Raw genomic sequence first — 25369 nt, forward strand, 5'->3', positions numbered from 1 at the left:
CCTATTTTAGAGACGAACAAATGGGATAAAAGAGCTCATAGAAATTCGCTTATTACACCGTTGTTGATTTCTGTGCAAAACTTCGCTTTCGGCAAGCGGCCGATGAGCCTCCTCGTCGCTTCCGCTCCCGCGGGTTCTCACCTATTTCGCTTTTCCCGTAGGAGCCTTCTCCTAGCTCTCCAATTAACAGCTAGAAGCCACTCCCTACATGAAACCTACGTTCGCTATCACTATGAAAAAATCCGAACGAGTTGGATTCTCCATCAAGAATCTCAGTTCAACGTTCGGATTTTCCCTCTACTAAACTGCTTTTATTGCAGCCTCTTTTACATAAATTCAGCTACTAGCTCATCAAATTTTTCCTCAGTCATGCCTAAGTCTGCTTTTGACAGCGGCTCTTCACTATAACCGTGAACAAGCTGCTGATACGACGGCTGATGCGCATTTTGATAAATAAGCCCTGTTACTAAACCGTTATGCTCCATTAACGTCTGCATAGCTTGCATACGATTGTTTGCATCATAACCTTCAATTGTGCTAAGACTAGTTAGGTTTTCTTTAAACCAATCATACGTGTTCACTTTGTTATACGTTACGCACGGGCTAAATACGTTAATTAAAGAAAAACCTTTATGCTGGATGCCTTGTTCAATTAAGCTTGTTAACTCTTTTAAATTCGTTGAAAAGCTTTGAGCCACAAACGTTGCTCCAGAAGTTAACGCAAGCTCCATAACAGATAAAGACGACTCGATTGATCCTTCAGGCGTACTTTTTGTCTTGAATCCTACTTCACTACGAGGAGATGTTTGTCCTTTTGTTAAACCATAGATTTGGTTATCCATTACGATATACGTCACATCGATGTTTCTGCGAATCGCATGTACCGTGTGTCCCATACCGATAGCAAACCCATCTCCATCGCCGCCAGATGCGATAACGGTTAAGTCACGATTAGCCATTTTCACACCTTGAGCGATTGGAAGCGCACGTCCGTGAATACCGTGAAAACCATATGAATTAATATAACCAGAGATACGTCCAGAACATCCAATACCTGAAATAACAGCAAGCTCATGAGGTTCTAAACCTACGTTAGCAGATGCGCGTTGAATGGCTGCTTGTACGGAGAAATCTCCACACCCCGGACACCAGTTAGGTTTTACACTGTTACGAAAATCTTTAAACGTTGCCATTTAACACAAACATCTCCTTACTTTTTGCGTATACTTCTTGCGGAAGAAATGGATTTCCATCATACTTCAATACGCTTTGAATTTTATCATGACTTGCAATATTCATTTTTAAAATATTAGCAAGCTGTCCAGTAGCATTGTTTTCAACGACGACTACTTTTTTAGCTCCTTGCACGTAAGGAAGCAGTTCGTCAGCTGGGAAAGGATGAATCAAACGAATGTGAGCATGATTTACTTTTATACCGTCCTGTTCCAAACGTTCCATTGCCTCTTCAATGACTCCACGCGTCGAATTAAATCCAACAAATAAAATATCAGACTCTTTTTCATGAGAGTGAACATGAATTGGCGTATTAAAACGAATTCCTTTTGTTTTACGAAGACGCTTATTCATTTGATCATCGCGGTTCACCGGAGATTCAGATGGCTTTCCTGTCTCATCATGTTCTACTCCCGTCACGTGATGAATGCCATGCTTCATTCCAGGAATGACGCGTGGTGATACGCCGTCTTCTGTTACGCGGTAGCGCTTGTAGTATTGTTTTTCTTCTAGCTCTTCTAGCTCTCCTTGCTGAAGCTTACCGCGGCGGATTTCAACGCGGTTATAGTCAAGCGGTTCTACTGATTGCTTCCCAAGTGAAAGCTGTAAATCCGTTAGCATAATAACTGGACACTGATATTCTTCTGCTAAGTTAAACGCTTCAATCGTATCGTAGAATGCTTCTTCAACCGTACTTGGCGCCATGACGATCTTCGGAATTTCACCGTGCGTACCGTAAATCATGGCCATTAAATCAGACTGTTCTTGCTTAGTTGGAAGCCCTGTACTTGGACCGCCGCGCTGCGTATCTATAATAACAACAGGCTGCTCAGTGATTCCCGCTAATCCAATCGACTCCATCATTAATGATAGACCAGGTCCAGCTGATGCTGTCAGCGCACGTACGCCTGCATAGTTAGCTCCGATAGCCATCGTACATGCTGCGATTTCATCTTCTGTTTGAATAACGGTTCCACCAAATTGAGGAAGCTTTTTAATTAAGTATTCCATGATTTCTGAAGCAGGGGTAATTGGATATGCTGGCATAAAACGAGCCCCACCGGCTAAAGCACCTAGCGCAATCGCATCGTTTCCAATCATAAACATACGTTTTTTACCATCCGCTGGATCTAGTTTCATTGTTTCTAATTGTTCGCCTAGCTGTTCACGAATGTAATCTGCACCTTTTTTAATAGCTTCCATGTTTTTTTGTACAACTTTTTGGCCCTTTTTACCGAAGATTTCAAGCACTACTTCTTCAAATACTTCTGTGTCAATATGAAGCACAGCACTTGAAGCGCCAACAGCAACCATGTTCTTCATTAGTGACGTTCCTAATTCCGTTGCAATTTCCGTAAACGGAACAGCATATAGCGTAGCAGTTGTACATGTTTCGGGCAGACTTGGGTTGAATTTCGCATCTGCAATTACAACGCCACCTACGCGCAGCTCATGGACGTTTACATCGATTGTTTCCTGATCGAACGCAACTAAAATATCCAAATCATCTGACACAGATCGAACCTGAGTTGTACTCACTCGAATCTTATTATTTGTATGTCCACCTTTGATACGAGAAGAAAAATGACGATAGCCGTATAAGTAATAACCTAATCGATTTAAAGCGGTTGAAAAGATTTCTCCCGTACTTTCGATTCCCTCACCCTGCTGTCCGCCAACTTTCCATGAAAGTTGCTGTACCATAAATCAACGCCACTCCTTTAATTGCTCATAATATAGAAATCTATTTTATTAATAAAAACTGAAAAAAGTAAATTAGCAAACGATTTCATTTGCTTCTGCATTTCACCAACCAAAATCATCTGCAAAACTCCCACAGCACCTTGCCGCTGTGCAGGATACGTTTCTGCTTGAGCAGCTCCGTAATCCGTTTTCAATTTTATTCCGATTGCCAGAAAAATGCAACCCTTTCCATTGAATTCTCAATCGTTTTAATTATATTTATATTTAATGAATAAGATGAAGTTTTTTAATGATCTTTTCTGCCTTCACATGAGGCATTAGTATATAAATAATTTGTATAAAAAAGAGCTTTTTCAAGAAGAAAAAGCTCTTTTTTTATTAGCTGCATACACGATCAACAAAGTTTTGAAACAGAAAACGTTTTACCTGATCCTCAGTGTAATGCTTAAGGAGTTCTTCGATTAAATTTGTATACTGTTCATATCTTCCGAGACGATGAACCGTTTTGTCAATGCCGTCAAAGTCAGAGCCAAAACCAACGGAGTATTCGCCTCCTCTTTCACACATGTAATCAAGATGGCGGATCACATCCGCTATTTGCGCTTTGGCAGAACTCGTTAAAAATTCAGGCACAAACGTAATGCCAATCACGCCGTTTCGCTTTATTAAAGCATGAATTTGATCGTCTCTTAAATTCCGGGGATGAGAACACAATACGTGTGAATTGGAATGAGTAGCTACTACATATTGCGCTAGCTCAATCACATCCCAAAAACCTCTTACCGATAAATGAGAGACATCCGTCCACACTTTATATTCATTGTTCAATTCAACAACTTCTCTTCCAAAAGAAGATAATCCCGCGCCGCGAGGTTCTAAAATACCGTCACACACAGCATTGCTGTAATTCCATGTCAAACCTACTGAACGTACACCCAGTGAAAAAAGTGTCTTTAAGCGAACTAAACTTGTATCAATGGCATCGCAGCCTTCAAGCGTCAGCATTGCTCCTATTTCACCTTTTTTCAAGCTATCTATATCGCGTTTTGAACGAACCCATTTCACACCGGGAAGCGATAAAATATGACTCTGAAACAGCTGGATCATTTCTAACGCAACATCAAAGCGCTGAGCTGCCGGAACCGCTTCTGGAATATAAATAGCGAATAGCTGAACTTTCCCTTTTGCTTTTTTTATTCCTTCTAACGTCACATGCAGCGCTGAATCATATGTAAAAGATAAACGTTTATTTAGCCAGAGTTTCATCAATACATCACAATGAGCATCAAATATCACAACCCACACCCCTTTAACTCTATACAAAAAGGACCTGTTTGGCTTCTATGCTTTACAGGTCCGTGGTTTTTATAATTATCGCGGCTCTACAATTAATTTAATGGCTGTTCGCTCTTCTCCATCAATTTGAATATCTGTAAAAGCTGGGATGCAGATTAAATCAACCCCACTTGGTGCAACGAACCCTCTTGCGATTGCTACAGCTTTTACTGCTTGATTAAGCGCCCCGGCCCCAATGGCTTGAATTTCTGCTGCGCCGCGTTCGCGCAGTACGCCTGCTAAGGCACCAGCAACTGAATTTGGATTAGACTTTGCTGAAACTTTTAATATTTCCATATCTAGCTCCTCCTTATTCTTTACAATGTATGATGAGAGATCATTAGACCAATGACTTAATTGATTTCAATGTTACTATATTCACGATATGTCAAACGTATTCCTGCTTGTTTTTCCTAAATATTCAAAAACTTATATTTCTACACCTTTCTTTTTTCTTTTTACGTTTTTGACAAAATAAAAAAGCCAACGTATCGTCTTTCGACACATTGACTTTTTCCCTTTATTCAAAAAATGGATGGTCTTCGTTAATTAAAATTCGCTCTGTTTTTGTTGCTTTCCCCGTCTTTTGATCAATATCAATAACGATTCCACTAAGCTGCGTTCTTCCTTCTTTTGGCACTTCAAATCGAACAGGAAGAGACGTTAAAAAACGCTTAATAACAGCTTCGCGCTCCATCCCTAAAATGCCGTCATAAGGTCCCGTCATTCCTACGTCAGAGATGTAGGCTGTTCCTTTTGGCAATATACGATTGTCAGCTGTTTGAACATGAGTATGAGTGCCGACAACAGCGCTGACACGACCGTCCACATACCAGCTAATCGCTTGCTTTTCACTTGTTGTTTCAGCATGAAAATCAATAAAAATAAGCGGAGTGCGCTGACGTGCTTCTTCAATCAGTTCATCTGCTTTATGAAATGGACAATCAAGCGGAGCCATAAACGTGCGCCCTTGTAAATTAATCACGGCTACCTCAAGCTGATTGTACGTAAAATACGTAATTCCCTTGCCCGGTGTACCTTCAGGAAAATTAGCTGGACGAACAAGATTTTTTGCATCGTCAATAAAATCAAAAATTTCGCGTTTGTCCCACGCGTGGTTACCAAGGGTAATAATGTTAGCCCCTGCTTGTAAGAACTGACGATAAATCTTTTCAGTAATGCCTTTGCCCGAAGCTGCATTTTCTCCATTCACAATTGTAAGTCCCGGAGAGTATTTTCTTTTTAATCTTGGTAAATATTCTTCAACCATTTCACGGCCTGGAGAACCAACTACGTCTCCAATAAATAAAATTCTCATGTAAAAGCTCCTATACTTCATTCTTAATCTGCATCTTCATCTCTACGAAAAAAAATAAAGTGGCGAAACGCCACTTCATTTTTATTTTGCATACTCTACTGCTCTTGTTTCACGAATAACGGTTACTTTGATGTGGCCAGGATAATCCAGCTCATCTTCAATTCGTTTTCGGATATCTCGAGCAAGTCGATGCGCTTCTAAATCACCAATCGTATCTGGTTTCACCATAATACGAACTTCACGCCCTGCTTGAATCGCAAATGATTTTTCAACGCCTTCATAAGACTCTGAAATTTCTTCTAACTTTTCAAGACGACGAATGTAGTTTTCTAACGTCTCACTACGAGCACCTGGTCTTGCAGCAGATAATGCATCCGCTGCTGCAACTAGTACAGCAATGATTGATGTTGGTTCTGTATCTCCATGGTGAGAAGCAATCGCGTTAATAACAACCGGATGTTCTTTATACTTTGTAGCTAATTCAACACCGATTTCTACGTGACTTCCTTCTACCTCATGATCAATTGCTTTACCAATATCATGTAACAATCCTGCTCGTTTGGCTAACGTTTCATCTTCACCTAATTCAGCAGCCATAAGTCCTGATAAATGTGCTACTTCCATTGAATGTTTCAGCACATTTTGACCATAGCTTGTTCTGAATTTTAAGCGACCAAGAATTTTCATCAAGTCTGGGTGCAACCCGTGAACACCGACTTCAAACGTCGTTTGTTCACCAACTTCACGAATATATTCGTCCACTTCACGGCGAGATTTTTCAACCATTTCTTCAATACGCGCGGGATGGATACGACCATCTTGAACGAGTTTATCAAGTGCAATTCTTGCTGTCTCACGACGAATTGGGTCAAATCCTGATAAAATAACTGCTTCTGGCGTATCATCAATAATAAGATCAATTCCTGTCAAAGTTTCAAGCGTACGGATGTTTCGACCTTCTCGACCAATAATTCGGCCTTTCATTTCGTCATTTGGCAAGTTAACAACTGAGACAGTCGTTTCAGCAACATGATCTGCTGCGCAACGTTGAATAGCAAGTGAAAGAATTTCTTTCGCCTTTTTATCGGCGTCTTCTTTTGCACGGTTTTCTGTTTCTTTTACCATTATTGCAATGTCGTGGGAAAGTTCATTCTCAACACGATCTAAAATAATCGCTCTTGCATCTTCTCTTGTTAAGCTTGAAATGCGCTCTAGCTCTGTTTGCTGTGCACGTACTACTTCTTCAACTTTGCTTTCCATCTCTTCAATATGCTGTTGTTTAACAGTAAGAGAATCATCTTTCTTTTCAAGTAACGCTTCACGTTTATCAAGTGATTCGTCTTTACGATCAAGATTTTCCTCTTTTTGCATTAATCGATTTTCTTGTTTTTGAAGTTCTGCTCGACGATCACGAATATCTTGTTCTGCCTCTGTACGAAGCTGATGGATTTCATCCTTCGCTTCTAGTAAAGCTTCTTTTTTCAAAGCTTCCGCCTCGCGGGTTCCTTCATCGATAATTTGTTCTGCACTAGACTTTGCTCCCGCAATTTTAGCTTCAGCAATCGATTTACAAACAAAAAAGCCAACAACTGCACCGACGATTAGGCCAAGCAAAGCGAAGATGATTGTATTAGTATCCATCATTTCACCTCCCCTTGCTATAAACTTGTAAGTTTTAAATTTCATGTCGGCATGTACATCGTATTCACCTTTCAATATACACACAAAGGCTTTTAAACGCTAAAATGTTTTAAAAAGGGAAAATATACATCTTAATTGTAAATCTGTGCATTTTTATTGTCAAGCCTGCCTCTACAGTATATATTGAAATTTCGTATGTTACTTTTCTAGCATTAACAATTTTTACAAAAAAAAGACCCCTTCTTTGAAATAGAGGAGTCTTTTTTTATCTCGCAGCAAATTAAATATTTAAATCGCCTTGATCGTCATCCTCAGGAGCTGGCTCTCCATCTTGGTCTAAACCATGATGTTCACGCACTTGTCCCGCAATTTCCTGACGAATATCAGTATTTTCTTTTAAGAATTGTTTTGCATTTTCACGACCTTGACCTAGACGCTCGTCATTATATGAATACCAAGATCCACTTTTTTGAACAATATCTAGTTCAGAAGCGATATCCAAAATTTCACCCTCTTTTGAAATACCTTCTCCGTACATAATATCTACTTCAGCAGCACGGAAAGGCGGAGCTACTTTGTTTTTCACAACTTTAATTCTTGTTTTGTTACCTACAATATCGTTTCCTTGCTTTAACTGCTCTGCACGACGTACTTCTAGACGCACTGAAGAATAGAATTTAAGCGCACGTCCACCAGGAGTTGTTTCAGGGTTACCAAACATAACGCCGACTTTTTCACGAATTTGGTTAATAAAGATAGCGATTGTTTTAGACTTGTTGATAGCTCCAGATAGTTTACGCAATGCTTGAGACATTAAACGAGCTTGTAGACCCACGTGAGAGTCTCCCATTTCTCCTTCAATTTCCGCTTTTGGCACTAATGCTGCTACTGAGTCAACAACGATAATATCTACGGCACCGCTTCGAACTAAAGCTTCAGCGATTTCTAACGCTTGTTCTCCCGTATCAGGCTGAGATAATAATAGCTCATCAATATTCACACCTAATTTTTGAGCATATACAGGATCTAACGCGTGCTCCGCATCGATAAATGCAGCCTGTCCGCCCTGCTGTTGAACTTCTGCAATCGCATGAAGAGCAACTGTTGTTTTACCTGAGCTTTCTGGACCGTATACTTCAACTACACGTCCACGTGGATATCCACCTACACCTAAAGCTATATCTAACGCTAATGAACCACTTGGAATTGTAGAAATTCTTTTTTCCGTTTGTTCACCTAATTTCATAATTGAACCTTTACCAAATTGCTTTTCAATTTGTTTTAAAGCCATATCAAGGGCTGCTTGACGATCGTTCACTCAATTTCCTCCTCTATCTCTTTGAAATCATCTATAAACTGCAAACTTACTACGATGTAGTAGCAATGTCGAATTAACAACTTTCTATAACTTACTATACTAGTTTTCGAGTCGTTTGACAAGCAAAAAGCGAATAAATGTTCGTTTATTATTTTATAAAAAAAAGGCTGTTTTGGAAAAACCAAACAGCCTTTTTTCTTTATTTCTTTATCATCTTTAATACGTAATGACAGCCATAATTAACCGTTCGTGAACGAATCCCCTGGCGGCTTCCAGATAGCTGCAGGCTGTAAACTTGAGGAGCTTGATCTTTATAGGCTACCCCTATATATACTGTTCCTACAGGATGGCCTTCTTGTTTGGAGGGCCCAGCTACACCTGTAAACCCGATGCCAATATCCGTTTTGTATAACTGTTGAATACGCTGAGCCATTTCAGCCGCGCACTGCTCGCTAACGGCTCCGTACTGATTCAGCGTGTGTTCGCTCACTCCGAGAATATTTTGCTTGATTTCATAATGATAGGCGACCAGGCTGCCTTTTACAGCTTCTCCAGAACCTGAAACAGTTGTTAAACGTTCGCTGAATAAACCGCCGGTTAAACTTTCGGCTGAAGCAATCGTTAATCCTTGTGCCGTTAATTCTTTTACCAATTCATTATGTAAAGAAGTTGCTTCGTATCCATATAAATACTCGCCTACGCGCTCTGAAATGGTTTTTTCCACTTCGTCTAACATGCGCTGTGCTTCAGCAGCATTAGCGTGCTTAGCAGTTAAGCGAAGCGTCACTTCTCCATCTCCTGCTAGCGGCGCAATCGTCGGGTTGGTTTGCGCATCAAGCAAATCTTCAATTTCCGTCTCAAGCTGTGATTCTCCTATTCCGAAAAAGCGAAGAACACGTGATTCAATACTTTCTTTTAATTCAAGCTTTTGAGCTAAAAATTCTTGGCCATACGATTCATACATTGGATAAAGCTCTTTTGGTGGCCCGGGAAATAGCATATAGTGTTTTCCCTCTACCGTAAGCCCCATACCTGGAGCCATTCCGTAATCGTTAGGGAGCACTGCCGAACCTTCTAGCACAATTGCCTGTTTTTTATTGTTAGGTGTCATGACACGATTTGACTGTTTGAAATAGGCTTCAATGCTTTCAAGTGCTTCTGCATTTGTTGTCAGCTCTACTCCTAGCACACTCGCAATTGTTTCTTTTGTTAAATCATCTTTTGTAGGACCAAGCCCGCCTGTGAAAATAATTAACTCTGCACGCGTTTGAGCTGTAGCAATCACTTCTTTTAAGCGCTGTGCATTATCTCCTACTACCGTATGATAGTAAACATTAATTCCAAGTTCGGCTAATTTTTTCGATAAATACTGAGCGTTTGTATTGGCAATTTGTCCAAGCAGCAGCTCAGAGCCGACTCCAATAATTTCAGCGTTCATCATATCATCTCCATCTTACTTATTTTGAGTTAACAAAAGCCTGTTTGTTTTTAGCAAAGTAGTCCCAGCCTGAAATAACCGTAAAAATCACTGAGATCCAAAGCATTACGCTAGCAAATGGAATGGAAACCCATTCAAAAGGCAAGTTATACAACAGAATAGCTGAAATAGCTAAAATTTGAGTCCATGTTTTAATTTTACCTAACATATTTGCTGCTACAACTTCCCCTTCCCCTGCTAGTACAAGTCTTAAACCAGTGATAGCAAATTCACGGCTAATAATGATGATAGCAGCCCATCCTGCACCTGCAATTAAATCTAAGTCAACAATAGCTACAAGCGCAGCTGAAACCAATAGCTTGTCTGCTAGTGGATCTAAAAATTTGCCCAAGTTCGTGACTAAGTCGTACTTTCGGGCATAGTATCCGTCAATCCAGTCTGTTGTAGATGCAATAATAAATAATGCTGCCCCTAATAGGTGAGCGATCGGAATCTCTTTTCCTGCTGCCTCCACTGTGCCAAATGGTAGCGGCACCATCATAAAAATGAGGAATACGGGAATTAGGAAAATCCGCGAAATGGTAATCTTGTTTGGTAAATTCACTTCTTCTGCCTCCAATTACTGTTACAAACTGAAAGCGTGCAAACGAAATTGTTTGCACGGCTTTGGTTTTATTATAGCGTGAATGAGTGATTAATTCACATATTATCTTTATTTACACCCTGATCACTTTTTAAAACAGGGTGTTTACTGTGCTTCTGCCGGCTGATATTGAATCGTTACAACTTGTCGAACTTGCTTGGATGAATCAAACGGCAAGTCAACCGCTTTTCCATTTACTTTTAACTCTACTCCAGGTGAATAACCGATGTTGACACGAGCTTCAGTTTCTTTCGTCAAATCAAATTCTTTTGTTTCACCTTTTTTTAGAATGGAGCTAAAGAAAGCATTTCCTTTTCCATTTTTCACATCTAACCAAGTATCTGCTTGAGTGGATGTTACTTCTAGATTAAATGCATCTGTACCGGAAAGAGCATACGTAGCACTTCTGCCTGTTTTTTGAACTTCCTTGTATTCTTGTTTACCGCTGTCTTTCTTTTCTTTTTCAGCTTTTTCTTTCTCAGCTTTTTCTTTTGCGGCTTTTTCTTTTTCAGCTTTTTCTTTTTCTTTCTTATCAGCAGCACTTTGTTCATCTTCTGACTTGCTATTGTCATTTTTTGCAGTAGTTTCATTCGTTTCTTCCTGCGTGTTAGACTGCTGAACTTCGCTGTTTGGAGCTTCTTGGTTAGCCTGCTCCTTGTTTTTATCCGAGACGATATTTTGAGCGATTACCCAAATAATAATCCCAACAACTACAACTCCCGCCACCACTAGAACAGTTGGAAGGTAGTCATATGCTTTTGAAACTCCTTTTGTATGCTGAGGAATTTCTTTGCGGCTGCGAACGCGCGAAAGCTGCTGCGGCATGTCTTCTGTTTGAGTTGAAGGAATGTCTGATTTGTATTCTTCAAAAATAGCATCTGTGTCCAACCCAATTGCTTCGCAGTATTGCTTAATAAACGCTCGTACGTAAAATTTCCCCGGCATAACCTCATAATTGCCTTCTTCAATGCCAAGTAAATAGCGTTTTTGAATTTTCGTTAGTTTTTGTAAATCCTCTAACGACAATCCTTTGCTTTCTCGTTCTTGTCTTAACCTTTGTCCTAACTCTGTCAATGCTAACACCTACCAATTATGCTAAAAATCAAACATCGATAATCCACCGTCTTGAAACATTTGAGGACCTTCCATTATTTCATATGTAATTTTCTCATTGGGGTCGTTTCTTATTTCAATAATGTAGGCAAAATCATCTAACGAATACTCGGTATTTTGTACAAATACATCCGGATGCTCCACAATTTTTGTCGCGGGTACATTCATTACTTCTCGAACAAGCTGCCAGTGCTTTTCATTCGCGCGTTTTGTCGATACAATCCCGTCAATAATAAAAATATTATCAGCGTTGTATTCGTCAGCAATAAGCTGACTGCGAATCGTTTGTTTTAAGAGTGTAGAAGACACAAAAAGCCACCTTTTGTTCGCACATACGCTAGCTGCTACAATGGATTCGGTTTTGCCTACTCGCGGCATACCTCGAATGCCGATAAGCTTATGACCGTCTTGTTTAAACAGTTCCGCCATAAAATCTACGAGCAAACCTAATTCATCTCTTACGAAACGGAACGTCTTTTTATCATCTGCGTCCCGCTGAATATAGCGACCGTGACGCACTGCTAACTTATCACGCAATTTAGGCGGTCTCATTTTTGTCACAATGATATTATCCATTGTTTTCAAAATAGATTCAAGCCTGTCTATTTGCTCATGTGAATCACAGCGCAGCAATAATCCACGGCGAATATCATCTACTCCGTTAATTGTGACAATATTAATTGACAACATTCCAAGAAGCGATGAAATATCACCTAAAAGACCCGGACGATTTTTTTGTATCTGATATTCTAAATACCACTCAATTTTCTCCATCAAACCCCTCCCATTTCTTGGCTGGCCTTCGAGAGGTGCCCCCTTTTTTTCACCTAGTTTAACTATAAATGATTTCCATTATATTATAAACCCTAAAGACAAGTAGTTCTACATTTGTTATGTATGTAAGCGCTTATTTATTTGTACTATTTATTTCTAAGAAAAAAGGAGCTTTCACATGCGGTGAATTAGCTCCTTTTTAAAAACGATAACTTATTTTACTGATCCGTTATTTTGAACTAATTTCACCATGCTGCTCGCAATCGCATGCTGCTCTTCTTTAGAAGCAACGCTCCAAAGGTCTGCTAAAATTCGCTCTTGATCATTTTTTGCATCAACTTGGTTTGCTAAATATCCACCAATTTGATAAGCAAGATCATGAATAACTTCTTCTTGCATTCCTTCGTTTTGCGCATGATGTAAACGGTCGCCTAAAAAATCTTTCCAGCTATCCCAGTTTTCTAATACTGACATGAGTAGCCCTCCTTAAGGTTTATTCATATCATAGTTTGTACCGTGTTTTTGATTTTATGCACACTTTATATGTACCAACCGCCATTAACCGATAATATTTGTCCAGTTATGTAGGAAGCTCGTGAAGATATTAAGTATGAAACCGCATCTGCCACTTCTTTTGGATATCCTATTCTTCCTAAAGGGATCTCTTCAGCCAGCTCTTTGACCTCTTCTTTTGAATAGCTGGCCATCATATCCGTTTCAATCGCTCCGGGCGCAACTCCATTTACTCGAATCCCACTTAGTGCAACCTCTTTTGCCAAAGCTTTTACAAACGTATTTTGTGCACCTTTTACCATTGAATAAAGGACTTCAAATGAAGCTCCTGTAAGTCCCCAAATGGAAGAAATCATGATGATTTGTCCGCTTTTAGCACTAATCATTTTAGGTAATAAAGCTTTGGTAATAACAAAGGGAGCCGTGATGTGAAGATAGATCATTTCTTCGGTTTCTTTTGCCGGAGTATCTGTCATTAACCCGCTAACGCTTCGTCCGCTGTTATGAATAATAACTTCTACCGGAACAATAATTTCCTCTAAAAACTTCTCCACTCCCTCTTTACATGATAAATCCGCTTGTACCGTAAACACGGTTTTTACCTTTTCAGCAAGCTCATGTGCAAGCGCCTCTATTCTGTCTCTTCGTTGATGGTAATGCAAAATAAGCGAATATCCATCCTCAGCTAATTGCTTAGCAATCGCTGTGCCAATTCCTCCGCTTGCACCTGTCACAAGGGCAAATTTCTCCATAACCTTCTCTCCTTTACATGCAAAAAAGCTGATGAACATCAGCTTTTTTGGCAACAATCATCTTTATTTAGGTACTACTTCACAAACCGTAAAGTTCTTTTCATCAATAATCTCGTTTAGCACATCTTTTATTTCGTTCACCTTCAGTTTTTCCAGCGTTTCAACAATATCAAATAAATTCATATCATTAAATGCATAGCGTGTAAACTGATTAGCGATAAACTCAGGTGAGTTTAATGAACGTAAAAATCCGCCGATTTTCTTTTTACGGATACGTTCAAGTTCTTCTTCTGTTAGTGATTTTGTTTTCATTTCAAGTAAAATTTGTTTAACTCGATCATACAGCTGCTCGGGTTGGTCCGTATCTCCCCCAATAAGAGCAAAACCAAATCCTCTTTCCTCCGTATAATCATAAGCAAATGTTTCATCAATGAGCCCGTCTGCATATAACTCCTCATAGTACGAAGAGCTTTTGCCAAATGCGTAATCTAAGATAATATTCATTGCTAACTCATATTTAAGCATTTCTCCACCTGAACGCTGCGGATTTTTCGCTTTTAGACCCACCATACATTTAGAAGACTGCACCGGCATTTTTAGTACTTGTTTTTCTTGATCCACCGTTTCAGGCTCTTCGTCAAAGTGACGCTGTATGTCAGATATTTCTTTATAATCTTTTTTCTGCTGATTGTCTCGAACTTGCTTCATTACCTTTTCCGCATCAACAGGGCCTACAATGAACAACAGCATGTTGCTTGGATGGTAGAACGTTTCATAGCATGTATACAGCAAATCTTTATTAATATGTGAAATCGATTCGATCGTGCCGGCAATATCAATTTTAACAGGGTGGTTTTTGTACATATTTTGAATGGTACCAAAATACAAGCGCCAGTCCGGATTGTCGTCATACATTGTAATTTCTTGACCGATAATGCCTTTTTCTTTTTCGACCGTTTTTTCTGAGAAGTACGGCTCTTGTACAAAGTCCACTAATGTTTCAAGGTTTTCCTCAAAATTTGACGTACAGCTGAATAAGTAAGCTGTGCGGGTAAAAGAAGTAAATGCATTGGCCGAAGCACCTTGTTTACTAAACTGTTGAAAGACATCCCCGTCTTCTTTTTCAAATAATTTATGCTCTAAAAAGTGTGCAATTCCGTCCGGAACTTTTGTCATTTCATTTTCATTTAGTGGTACGAATTGATTGTCAATCGATCCGTAGTTCGTTGTAAAGGTAGCAAACGTTTTGTTAAACTCCGGCTTTGGCAAAATATATACCTGCAGCCCGTTATCCATTTTTTCATGATACAGCTGTTCCTGAAGCTGCGAAAATTCAATTTTCTCCATTTTCTTCACCGCCCGTTCCTGTTAAGAAATAAATTGTATCCATTTCAATTTTCTCAGCCACTTTAATAATTTCCTGCTTAGATACCGCATCAATATGCTTTAAGTATTCGTCAATTGAAATGTCTTTGCCTGTTAATTCATTATGATACATAACCTCTACTAGTCCTCGTGGAGTATCCACCGTTTCAAGCAGCTGATTGTGAATGACGGCTTTTGTTTGAGCGATTTCGCCGTCTGTGAACGACCCTTGCTTCATCTCCTGCATTTGTTCTTTAATAATGGTCACGGCTTGGTCGTAATTTTTAGCATCAATACCCGACATGACCATCAGTAATCCCTTATGACTTTCTACCCTTGAAGCGGCATAATAGGCTAAGCTTGCTTTTTCACGCACATTGATAAATAGCTTAGAATGTGAGAAACCTCCGAATATACCGTTAAATACTTGCAGAGCAAAATACTGTCTATCTCCGTACACAACATTTGTGCGGTAGCCAATATTTAATTTCCCTTGTTTTACTTCTTGTTTTTCCACTACTTCATTTACTTTTGAGATATCTTTAGACGTAATAGAATCTTCAATGTCTTTTTGCTCGCGCTTTGGTAACGTAAATGTTTCTTTTACTGTTTGTAAAACCTCTTCGACTTGCAAATCTCCAATAGCATAAAGGTGAATGGCATCTTCTTTTAACACCTGCTGATAATAGGCGTACAAACTTTCACCTGTAATTTCTTCCACGTCGTCAATTTGACCGTTTACATGTAAAGAGTAAGGTTCTTCCTTACACATTTCTTCGACTAATCTTAAATTAGCATAGCGCATTTTATCATCAAATACGGCTTGAATTCTCTGACGAAGCGAACGCTTTTCTTTTGTCATAATATCCTTTAAAAAAGAGTCCCCTTCAACTGCTGGCTTTAATAAAATATCGCCAAGAAGCGCTAACGCTTTTTGCAAAAGCGGAGTTGAATCTTTCAAATATTTTTCATTCGCTATATCAATGCGAATCGTAATATCGTGGTTATCACCTTTTTTTGTTAAGTCTACTTGTAAAGTAGCACCATAAAGCTCATCTAAATATGTACGAAGCTTTGTCGTAGACGGCAGCGACTCGGTAGCGCTTTGAAGCACATAAGGTAAAAGGGCACGCATTGTCACCGTTTTCTTATCTAAAGGGGCATTTAGTTTTAAAATGAACGTGTTTGTTTTGTACTTAGCTGTTTGAATGGTGTGAACAGTCAATCCTTCTAGTTCATGTTTTTGTTCAGTCAATAATTTCATATATAAACCTCCTTTTAAATTTTGATGTATTAACTAGACAATACTTCTATTTTGAATCTTTAACGCTAATTTTAGTCTTATAACCACTATATCGAATTCAAGGAAACATTTTCAAGTAACTTGCCGCGCGCTTCCTCATTTCTTTTCATATTCTTTCTCTCAATGAAAAAAAGGCGGAGAAAAGAATATGATTCCTTTGTCTCCACCTTCTATATTTATCCAACTTTAGTCATTGTTAGACCTCGTATAGAGGATTTATTAGCGGCGGCCTTTTTCATAAGGAACGCCTAGCGCTTTAGGAGCCTCAGCACGTCCTACAAAACCAGTAAGTGCTAAGATTGTTAATACGTACGGTGCAATGGTTAAAAGGACGGATGGGATATCTTGAATAACCGGAATCTGAGCTCCCGTGATACTCAAAGACTGTGCTAACCCGAAAAACATGGCTGCACCTAAAGCACCAATAGGATGCCATTTTCCAAAAATCATAGCTGCAATAGCAAGGAACCCTTGTCCAGCAATCGTTCCCGCTGCAAAGTTTGTAGCGATAGATGTAGCATACACCGCGCCGCCGATTCCAGCTAACATTCCGGAAATCATAACGCCAACGTAACGCATTCTCACAACTTTGATCCCCATCGTGTCTGCTGCCATTGGGTGTTCACCAACTGAACGAAGACGAAGACCAAACGGCGTTTTATAAATGATGTACCATACAGCAAAAGCTAGCGCAATTGCAATATAAGACGTAATAGGAACATTCGAAAACAGAATTTTACCGATTACTGGAATGTCTGATAGACCTGGAATACTTACTTTATCGATACGGAATTGGATAAAATCTGTTTGTCCTTTCCCAAAAATCTTTTTGATTAAAAAGATTGAAAGACCCGCAGCTAGAAAATTCAGCGCTACACCACTTACAGTTTGATCTGCTTTTAATGTAATACTTGCAACAGCATGAATCAGCGAAAACACAGCGCAAACAACAGCCGCAATTACTATCGCTACCCACGGGGCCCAAGCACCTAATGAATCCTGAAGTAAAAGGGTTGAAACAATACCTGTGAACGCGCCAAACATCATCAGCCCTTCTAATCCGATGTTCACGACCCCAGAACGCTCACTAAATATCCCTCCGAGCGCGGTAAAGATAAGCGGTGCAGCTGAATAAAGCGCCGCTGGAATAATAATGGCTAACACCTCTAAGAAGTTCATTTTGCTCCCCCCTTGCCTGCACGGCCAAGCACCCAGCGAATTAAATAACTAGATGCAACAAAAAAGATAATAAGCGCAATGACAATTTGAATTAATTCAGACGGTACGCCTGTCATAAAGTTCATTTGAGGAGCCGCAGTTTGCAATCCTCCGAAAAAGAATGAAGCTAATAAAATTCCAATTGCGCTGTTAGCTCCTAAAAGAGCTACGGCGATACCGTCAAACCCCGTACCCGTAAACGCAGTGAATGTGCCCATATACTGAAATGTTCCAAGCCCTTCCATTGCCCCGGCAAGCCCGGCAAAAGCGCCTGAAATCGCCATGGATAACACAATGTTTCGGCCTACATTTATTCCTGCATACTGTGAAGCATGTTGATTAAAACCAACAGCTCTTAGCTCGAAGCCCTTAGCTGTTTTATTCAAAATAAACCACATTACGATGGCTGCAGCGATGGTAATAAGAATGCCGTAATGAAGGCGGGAGTTATCGGTTAACTGTGCTAAAAAGCTTGATGCTAAAGATGCCGATTCCTTAATATCATACGATTTTTCATTACCCGCATATAAATACGTACGGATTAAGCTGCTCGTTGTATAAAGGGCAATATAGTTCATCATAATGGAAACAATTACTTCATGAACATGAAATTTTGCTTTTAAAAATCCTGGAATAAACGCCCAAACTGCTCCAGCTGCAGCTGCTGCTAATACAGCTAAAGGAATATGAATGACTGCTGGTAAATCAAACGCATACCCAACCCATACTGAAGCCAACCAGCCAACTAAAAGCTGTCCTTCTACTCCAATGTTAAAGAGACCGGTTTTATAAGCAAACGCAACCGCGATACCAGCCAGAGCAAGAGGAGTCATGGCACGAATCGTTTCTCCAATGGCTTTTGGCGTTCCAAACATCCCGTCAAAAAGAGATTGATAGCCAAGCATTGGATCATAGCCGCCTAGTAACATAATAACCGCTCCGGCAATGAGTCCTAATATGGCCGATACAACAGGGATCAAAATCATCATTACACGTTCATTTTTCACAAGTTTATTCATGCTGTTCCACCCGCTTTCTCACGCGTACCGCCTGCCATTAATAAGCCTAACTCTTGTTCATTCGTTTCTTTTGGATCTACAATGTCGACTATTTTCCCTTCATAAATAACCGCAATGCGATCGCTTAAATTTATTACTTCATCCAGTTCTAGCGAAACAAGCAGCACTGCTCGTCCTTTATCTCGTTCTTCGATCAGTTTCTTATGAATAAATTCAATGGCCCCTACGTCCAGCCCCCTCGTTGGCTGAGCTGCAATTAATAGCTCCGGACTGCGGTCTACTTCACGGGCAATAATGGCTTTTTGCTGATTCCCCCCCGATAGCGATCGCGCTTGTGTATATTCACTAGGCGTTCGCACATCATATTCTGCAATTAGTTCTTTTGCCTTTTTATACATCTCTTTATAATTTAAAATACCTGATTTAGACATCGGCTTTTGATAATACGTTTGAAGGCCAATATTTTCACCTATTGTATAATCTAATACCAGTCCGTGCTTATGACGATCCTGCGGAATATGTCCTATTCCTGACTCCGTAATTTTACGAGTGGATAACGTAGACAATTCTTGATTTTTTAATGTGATCGAGCCCGACTTTATTTTTCTCAGACCCGTAATTGCTTCAATCAGCTCTGTTTGACCATTCCCATCTACACCCGCGATGCCTACAATTTCGCCTGCCCGAACGCTTAGATCAAGTGAACTTACAGCCTCTACTCCTCGGCTGTCTTCTACTACTAATTCTTTTATTGTTAACACAGCTTCTTTTGGAGTCGCTGTTTTCTTTTCAGTTTTAAAATGCACTTCTCTTCCTACCATTAAAGCAGCAAGTTCATCAGGGTTGGTCTCTTGCACATTTACCGTGCCAACCCCGACACCTTTTCGAATAATTGTACAGCGGTCACATACTGACATAATTTCTTTTAATTTATGCGTAATTAAAATAATCGACTTTCCTTCTTGAATTAATTTTTTCATAATTTGAATTAATTCCGTAATTTCCTGAGGTGTTAAGGCGGCAGTAGGTTCATCAAAAATAAGAATGTCGGCTCCTCTGTAAAGCGTCTTTAAAATTTCCACTCGCTGCTGCATGCCAACTGAGATATCTTGAATCTTCGCATATGGATCTACCGATAATCCATATTGATTTGAAAGCTCTTGAATATCTTGAGCTGCTTTTTTAATATTGATTTTCCCCGTGCGCGTCGGTTCGTTTCCAAGAATAATATTTTCTGTTACTGTAAAGTTTTGAACGAGCATAAAATGCTGATGAACCATCCCAATTCCTAAGTCATTCGCTACGTTAGGGTCCGTTATTTTGACTTCTTGGCCGTTTACACGAATCTGCCCTTTTTCAGGCTGATAAAGTCCAAATAAAACGTTCATCAGCGTTGACTTACCTGCACCATTTTCTCCTAACAAAGCATGAATTTCTCCCTTTTTCACTTGGAGTGTAATATTGTCATTAGCGACAATACCGGGAAACTCTTTGCGAATATCTAGCATTTCAATAACATATTCCACTGCTTTCACTCCCTATTCCTGCCTGCTACAGGATTCTGTCTTCCGTTTTTTGGCTATGAAAAAGGCTAGTTTTCACTAGCCTTTTATACTCATATAATCATTGCTTAACAGACGTCAACTTATTTTTTAAGCGTTTTTTCAAACTCTTTAAATTCTTTATCCGTTTGAGGCACTGTAATGTCACCGTCTAGAATTTTTTGCTTATACTCATCAACTGCTTTTAACGCATCTTTGCTTACATTATCTTGTGATGGAGCAATTCCTACTCCGTCTTCTTTTAAGCCAAACACAACTTCTTTACCACCTGGGAATTTGTCGTCCATTGCTTTTTTGGCAACATCTTCTACAGCCAAGTCAACGCGTTTAACCATCGAAGTTAACGTTACGTTTTCAGGCATACCTTCTTCATGCTGATCGCGGTCAACTCCAATTACCCAAACCTTTTTGTCTTTCCCGCCTTTTGAACGGTTTTTAGCTTCTGTAAATACGCCGTTTCCAGTACCGCCAGCCGCTTGATAAATAATATCAGCGCCTTTGCTGTAAATGGTAGAAGCAATAGCTGAACCTTTTTCTGGAGAGTTAAAACTTTCTGCGTATTGAGAGATAACTTCAGCATCTGGGTTTACAGATTTAACACCTGCTTTAAATCCGTTTTCAAACTTCTTGATTAATGGAGATTCAACGCCTCCGATAAAGCCGATTTTGTTCGTTTTCGTTTGTTTAGCTGCCACTACACCTACTAAGAAAGAGCCTTGCTCTTCTTTAAATAGAATGCTTGCCACGTTATCTAAGTTCTCTGACTTTAGCGTATCGTCTACTAATGCAAAGTTAGCATCTGGATACTGCTTTGCTGCTTTTTTAATATCTTCTTTTAATAAAAAGCCAATTCCATACGTCAAGTTGTAGCCACTCTCAGCAAATTTAGAAAGATTGCTCTCGTATTCAGATGCTTTTGTAGACTGCAAATACTTATATCCAGTCCCTTCATCAAGTCCGTTATCTTTCCCAAACTTTGTCAGACCTTCCCAAGCAGATTGGTTAAACGATTTATCATCTACCCCGCCCGTATCTGTTACCATTCCCACTTTAAAATCCGCCGCTTTTTTATCTCCGCCGCTCTTACCTGCGTCGTCTGAGCCACACGCGCTTAAAAGTGTTCCTGCCGCTAATACTAGTGATAATGCAAGTCCCGTTTTACGTTTTAACATGTTTTAACCCCCTGAATAGTTTTAAAAGTATAAAGCCAATTTTCTATTTCGTCCTTGTGACCTACATTTGACACCTCCTTAAAAGGACAATGTTAAACAGTTATAAATTTTCTGACATTTAACCACAAAAAAACTAGACGCGTTTACGCAATACTTGGAAACTAAATTGATCTGCTTTAAAATAATTGATGGAATATAAAATGGGTTCATCATGCTGGTCATAATGCATTTGTTTCAGCACAAGCAAAGCGGTTTCTGGTTCGCATTGTAAAATAGGAGAAACTTTTTCATGATAGCCTAGAGGCTCAATGTTTGCCACTGCGTATGAAATATGTTTTCCTGCTTGTTTTTCAAGAATTTCTAGCAAAGACTCTTGTTTATATTCGAAATTTTCAGGCAATATTTTTTGAGGAACCTTGTCCATGCAATATACAACCGGCTCTCCGTTTGCCGTTCTCACCCGTTCAACAAATAAAATCTGTTCGTCTTCCCCGCAAGCAAAACGTGTTAAATCATTTTCAGACAACTCTTGTATTTGAGAAGATAAGAAGATTGTTCCAGCCTTCATACCGGCTTGTTCAATCATATGTGTTATACTATTTAATTGCTCAATCCCTGACAAAAAAGTAGGCTTCGTGTTGACAAATGTTCCCACGCCGTGTCTGCGAACAATAATATTCTCTTCTTCTAATATGCGAAGTGCCTCACGTAGCGTTGCGCGGCTAACCCCTAACTGCTTTGATAAATCAAACTCTGAAGGGAGTCTTTCCTTTTCTTTAAAAATTCCTTTTTCTATATTTTGTTTAATTTTATCAATCACTTGTAAATACAAGTGCCGATTATCCGCACGTATAGACATCACTCTTCCTCCATATTAAAAAGTCATCAGACCTCTGATGTTCGACTACTTAATCGAAAATAATATATCATTTTTCGACAGATAAATAAATAGGTTATATTAATTTTTTATTAAAATTATTATTATTTTTTTAAAAAAATGAATTTTTGTTATTTTTTAATGTCAGCATACCTAACAACCTGCTTTTCTTCTAATATTAGATAAAAACCAAACATTTTAGTCATTAAATTTTTTAATATTCGTTTTTATTTCATTTATTTAGCATGACATATTTTTGTATGATACTATTCTTACCGTCTCTTATTCCATAAAAAAAGAGGTTGAGACATAACGAAATGAATTCAAACTAAAGACGAACAAATGGGATAATGAGCTGAACAGCTTTTGACACTGCAGTTGATTTCCGTGTAAAACTCCGGTTTCCGCCGGCGGGTGATGAGCCTCCTCGTCGCTTGCGCTTTTCCCGCAGGAGTCTTCGCCCTGCCCTTCAATCAACTGCTAGAAGGAACGAAACAGATGAAACCTACGTTTATCATAACAAAAAAAACGAACCACTAATCAAACATGTTGATTAATGGTTCGTTTTTCACTTCAGCTAAAATACTTTTGTCCCAGCCTCATCTTTTCTAGTAACATTATTAAGATCCAACATCCTCATTTTGCTGAGAAATCAGCACGGAACGCGGCTTACTTCCTTCATAAGGCCCCACCACTCCACGCTCTTCCATTGCATCGATCAAGCGTGCAGCCCGGTTATAGCCAATTCGAAAGCGTCGCTGCAGCATAGAGACAGAAGCTGTTTGCATTTCTGCTACAAGCTGTACCGCTTCGTCATATAGCTCATCTGCAAAATCATCAACTTGTTCAGGAGCATCGGTTGGAATCATTTCTTCTTGATACTGCGCTTTTTGCTGTGCAATTACAAAATCAACAATTTCTTCTACTTCTTCATCTGATAAAAAGGCACCTTGCACACGCACAGGTTTTGAAGCTCCAACAGGCATGAACAGCATATCTCCTCTTCCTAGAAGCTTCTCAGCTCCTCCCATATCTAAGATCGTACGAGAGTCAGTTTGTGAAGATACACTAAAAGCGATTCGGGAAGGAATGTTTGCTTTAATAACCCCAGTAATAACATCTACTGATGGTCGCTGTGTAGCAATAATCAAATGAATGCCGGCAGCACGAGCCATTTGAGCAAGACGTGTGATCGAATCTTCGACGTCAGATGAAGCAACCATCATCAAGTCAGCCAACTCATCGACAATCACCACAATATAAGGAAGAGTCGGCTGTTTTGCATCGGCGTCTCCATCATCATTCATACGTTTTACTAAATCGTTATATCCTTCAATGTTTCTCGTTCCGCTGTGTGAAAACAACTCATAACGTCGCTCCATCTCACTTACAACTTTCTTTAAGGCTTGAGAAGCTTTTTTCGGATCCGTTACAACAGGAGCCAATAAATGCGGAATACCATTGTACATATTGAGCTCAACCATTTTAGGGTCAATCATCATTAATTTTACTTCATGAGGCTTTGTCCTCATTAAAATACTAATAATAATACCGTTGATACACACACTTTTTCCGCTTCCTGTTGCGCCTGCTACAAGCATATGAGGCATTTTATTAAGCTCTGCTAGCACAGCTTCGCCTGAAATATCTCTTCCTAAACCAACTAATAGCTTTTTATCCGGTCGGTTATTTTCAGTTGCTTCAAGTACTTCTCTAAGTGAAACCATCGCTACTTCTTCGTTCGGCACTTCAATTCCTACCGCTGATTTCCCGGGAATTGGAGCTTCAATCCGAATATCTTTGGCAGCTAATGCAAGTGCTAGATCATCACTTAAATTGACAATCTTACTTACTTTTACTCCTACATCAGGATATACTTCATATTTTGTAACAGCTGGTCCAAGGTGAACTTTTGCCACTTTTGCTTTTACGCCGAAACTTTGAAACGTTTTTTCAAGTTTTTCGGCATTTTTATAAATGTTTTTATGCTCTTTTGCCTGGTTGCTTTTCTTTGGCATCGTTAATAGCTTGATAGGAGGAAGCTCATACTCTTTATTTTCCGTTTCAGTAAATGTAATCATAGGAGCTTTTTCTTCTTCCTGTTCCTTTTGCGGCTTTGGCTGTTGCGGTGCAGCAGCTACAGGCTTCGATTCCATAACCGGCGGCGCTGGAGCTATAGGAGCAGCAGGAGATTGACTAGACTCTTCCTCTCCGTAGTCAAAGTGTTCAATAATTGGAGGCGAAGGTGCTTCTACTTCTATGTCCATGCTTTCTTCAGGTTCTTGCACAGCTTTTTCTTGTCTTCTCTTTTTTGTTGTTTTAGGAGCTTTTTTCTTCTTATGTTTCCACGTCTGAATATCTTGCCAGCCTTCTTTTAACTCCGTTGTTAAAAAATTCACTAGAGGTGACAAAAGTTTTAATACCGTTTCGTGAAGCGAACGTCCGGTAATAAGCAGTACCCCAATCACAATAAGCAAGGCAGCGATAAGTTCTGTTCCTAAGCTATCAAATAGATAGTAGAACATGGCAAACATAATAGCTCCTATCATCCCTCCGCCTAAATCACTGTGATTCGACTGGCCCGTTGCTTCGAGCATATACAAATCCCACGTGTTCATAATGACAGACGGATCTGTAAACGTTCCGTTTTTTGATAAATTTTCAAATAACGTAACATGACTAAACAGTAAAATAGATAAAATAATGAGATATGTACCGATAAGCTGCCGCGTCACTAAAGGAGGCATTTCTCTTTTCCAAATAATATAAACAGATAGAATAGCCATTCCGATTAAACACAGCATATACCATTCGCCAATAAATAAGCGGACCACTAGTACAAGGGCCTGTCCTACAGCACCCAGTCCTGCCATGGCAATTAACGTTAATGCTAATAAAAATAAGCCAATAAGCTCAAAGCGCAATATGCGTTTCCATTCATCCTTTTTTATTTGACCTCTTCGTTTTTTCTTTGCCATTTTTCCACTCCAATCAACGTCCAACACTCTATGTTGATTTTGTTTCTTTTATCAGTTGAATAAAAAAGCAGCCAATACAGCGGCTGCCTTCTT

The 25369-nt window shown here is 39.5% G+C and carries 22 protein-coding genes; all 22 read right to left on the minus strand.

Features of this window, described 5'->3' with window-relative positions:
• Nucleotides 1–326: 326 nt before the first annotated feature.
• The 22 genes from MKY06_RS20990 to MKY06_RS21095 all read right to left on the minus strand — a co-directional run bounded on the left by MKY06_RS20990 (nt 327) and on the right by MKY06_RS21095 (nt 25276).
• Nucleotides 327–1193, minus strand: coding sequence for a 2-oxoacid:ferredoxin oxidoreductase subunit beta (locus MKY06_RS20990; protein WP_013058799.1), 867 nt, complete (start codon nt 1191–1193; stop codon nt 327–329).
• Nucleotides 1180–2937, minus strand: a complete 1758-nt coding sequence (locus tag MKY06_RS20995) for a 2-oxoacid:acceptor oxidoreductase subunit alpha (protein WP_013058800.1) — start codon at nt 2935–2937, stop codon at nt 1180–1182. Before MKY06_RS20995 ends, MKY06_RS20990 begins: the two co-directional genes overlap by 14 nt.
• Before the next feature lie 17 nt (nt 2938–2954).
• Nucleotides 2955–3131, minus strand: a complete 177-nt coding sequence (locus MKY06_RS21000; RefSeq protein ID WP_155660653.1) for a hypothetical protein — start codon at nt 3129–3131, stop codon at nt 2955–2957.
• A 184-nt stretch (nt 3132–3315) separates the two neighbouring features.
• Entirely contained in the window at nt 3316–4233 is a 918-nt protein-coding gene (locus MKY06_RS21005) for a dipeptidase (RefSeq protein WP_025601386.1), read from the minus strand.
• Between the two features lie 75 nt (nt 4234–4308).
• Nucleotides 4309–4569 carry a stage V sporulation protein SpoVS gene (spoVS, locus tag MKY06_RS21010; RefSeq protein WP_003181955.1) on the minus strand — a complete coding sequence of 87 codons (261 nt, stop codon included), beginning with the start codon at nt 4567–4569 and terminating at the stop codon, nt 4309–4311.
• Nucleotides 4570–4792: 223 nt separating this feature from the next.
• Nucleotides 4793–5590 carry a TIGR00282 family metallophosphoesterase gene (locus tag MKY06_RS21015; protein WP_029320635.1) on the minus strand — a complete coding sequence of 266 codons (798 nt, stop codon included), beginning with the start codon at nt 5588–5590 and terminating at the stop codon, nt 4793–4795.
• Between the two features lie 81 nt (nt 5591–5671).
• On the minus strand, nt 5672–7231 hold the full coding sequence (gene rny / locus MKY06_RS21020; protein ID WP_013058803.1) for a ribonuclease Y: 1560 nt from the start codon (nt 7229–7231) through the stop codon (nt 5672–5674).
• Between the two features lie 280 nt (nt 7232–7511).
• Complete coding sequence (gene recA / locus MKY06_RS21025) at nt 7512–8549, minus strand: recombinase RecA (protein ID WP_013058804.1); 1038 nt, start codon at nt 8547–8549, stop codon at nt 7512–7514.
• Nucleotides 8550–8748: 199 nt separating this feature from the next.
• A complete protein-coding gene (locus MKY06_RS21030; protein ID WP_029320633.1) occupies nt 8749–9990 on the minus strand; it encodes a competence/damage-inducible protein A in 1242 nt (413 codons plus the stop codon).
• A 16-nt stretch (nt 9991–10006) separates the two neighbouring features.
• Entirely contained in the window at nt 10007–10591 is a 585-nt protein-coding gene (pgsA, locus tag MKY06_RS21035; RefSeq protein ID WP_013058806.1) for a CDP-diacylglycerol--glycerol-3-phosphate 3-phosphatidyltransferase, read from the minus strand.
• Nucleotides 10592–10735: 144 nt separating this feature from the next.
• The gene (locus MKY06_RS21040) at nt 10736–11713 is read right to left on the minus strand and encodes a helix-turn-helix domain-containing protein (RefSeq protein ID WP_223268970.1); all 978 of its coding nucleotides are present in this window, start codon (nt 11711–11713) and stop codon (nt 10736–10738) included.
• Nucleotides 11714–11725: 12 nt separating this feature from the next.
• Nucleotides 11726–12517: a DUF3388 domain-containing protein gene (locus MKY06_RS21045; RefSeq protein ID WP_013058808.1), complete on the minus strand. Its 792-nt coding sequence runs from the start codon at nt 12515–12517 to the stop codon at nt 11726–11728.
• Between the two features lie 213 nt (nt 12518–12730).
• Complete coding sequence (locus MKY06_RS21050) at nt 12731–12991, minus strand: DUF3243 domain-containing protein (RefSeq protein WP_013058809.1); 261 nt, start codon at nt 12989–12991, stop codon at nt 12731–12733.
• A gap of 65 nt (nt 12992–13056) precedes the next feature.
• Nucleotides 13057–13782, minus strand: coding sequence for an elongation factor P 5-aminopentanone reductase (ymfI, locus tag MKY06_RS21055; protein ID WP_013058810.1), 726 nt, complete (start codon nt 13780–13782; stop codon nt 13057–13059).
• A gap of 63 nt (nt 13783–13845) precedes the next feature.
• Nucleotides 13846–15129 (minus strand): EF-P 5-aminopentanol modification-associated protein YfmH, encoded by a 1284-nt coding sequence (yfmH, locus tag MKY06_RS21060; protein WP_025750276.1) that lies wholly within the window; start codon nt 15127–15129, stop codon nt 13846–13848.
• Nucleotides 15116–16411: an EF-P 5-aminopentanol modification-associated protein YfmF gene (gene yfmF, locus MKY06_RS21065; protein WP_013058812.1), complete on the minus strand. Its 1296-nt coding sequence runs from the start codon at nt 16409–16411 to the stop codon at nt 15116–15118. Before yfmF ends, yfmH begins: the two co-directional genes overlap by 14 nt.
• A 258-nt stretch (nt 16412–16669) precedes the next feature.
• The gene (locus MKY06_RS21070; protein ID WP_013058813.1) at nt 16670–17629 is read right to left on the minus strand and encodes an ABC transporter permease; all 960 of its coding nucleotides are present in this window, start codon (nt 17627–17629) and stop codon (nt 16670–16672) included.
• On the minus strand, nt 17626–18687 hold the full coding sequence (locus MKY06_RS21075) for an ABC transporter permease (protein WP_098279091.1): 1062 nt from the start codon (nt 18685–18687) through the stop codon (nt 17626–17628). The genes MKY06_RS21070 and MKY06_RS21075 overlap by 4 nt, the downstream gene beginning before the upstream one ends.
• Nucleotides 18684–20213, minus strand: coding sequence for an ABC transporter ATP-binding protein (locus MKY06_RS21080; protein WP_013058815.1), 1530 nt, complete (start codon nt 20211–20213; stop codon nt 18684–18686). Before MKY06_RS21080 ends, MKY06_RS21075 begins: the two co-directional genes overlap by 4 nt.
• Before the next feature lie 119 nt (nt 20214–20332).
• A complete protein-coding gene (locus tag MKY06_RS21085; RefSeq protein ID WP_013058816.1) occupies nt 20333–21421 on the minus strand; it encodes a BMP family lipoprotein in 1089 nt (362 codons plus the stop codon).
• 133 nt (nt 21422–21554) lie between these two features.
• A complete protein-coding gene (locus MKY06_RS21090; protein ID WP_013058817.1) occupies nt 21555–22280 on the minus strand; it encodes a GntR family transcriptional regulator in 726 nt (241 codons plus the stop codon).
• A gap of 638 nt (nt 22281–22918) precedes the next feature.
• On the minus strand, nt 22919–25276 hold the full coding sequence (locus MKY06_RS21095) for an FtsK/SpoIIIE family DNA translocase (RefSeq protein WP_013058818.1): 2358 nt from the start codon (nt 25274–25276) through the stop codon (nt 22919–22921).
• Between the last annotated feature and the right edge of the window lie 93 nt (nt 25277–25369).

The organism is Priestia sp. FSL P4-0332 (assembly GCF_038005845.1).
GTDB lineage: Bacteria > Bacillota > Bacilli > Bacillales > Bacillaceae_H > Priestia.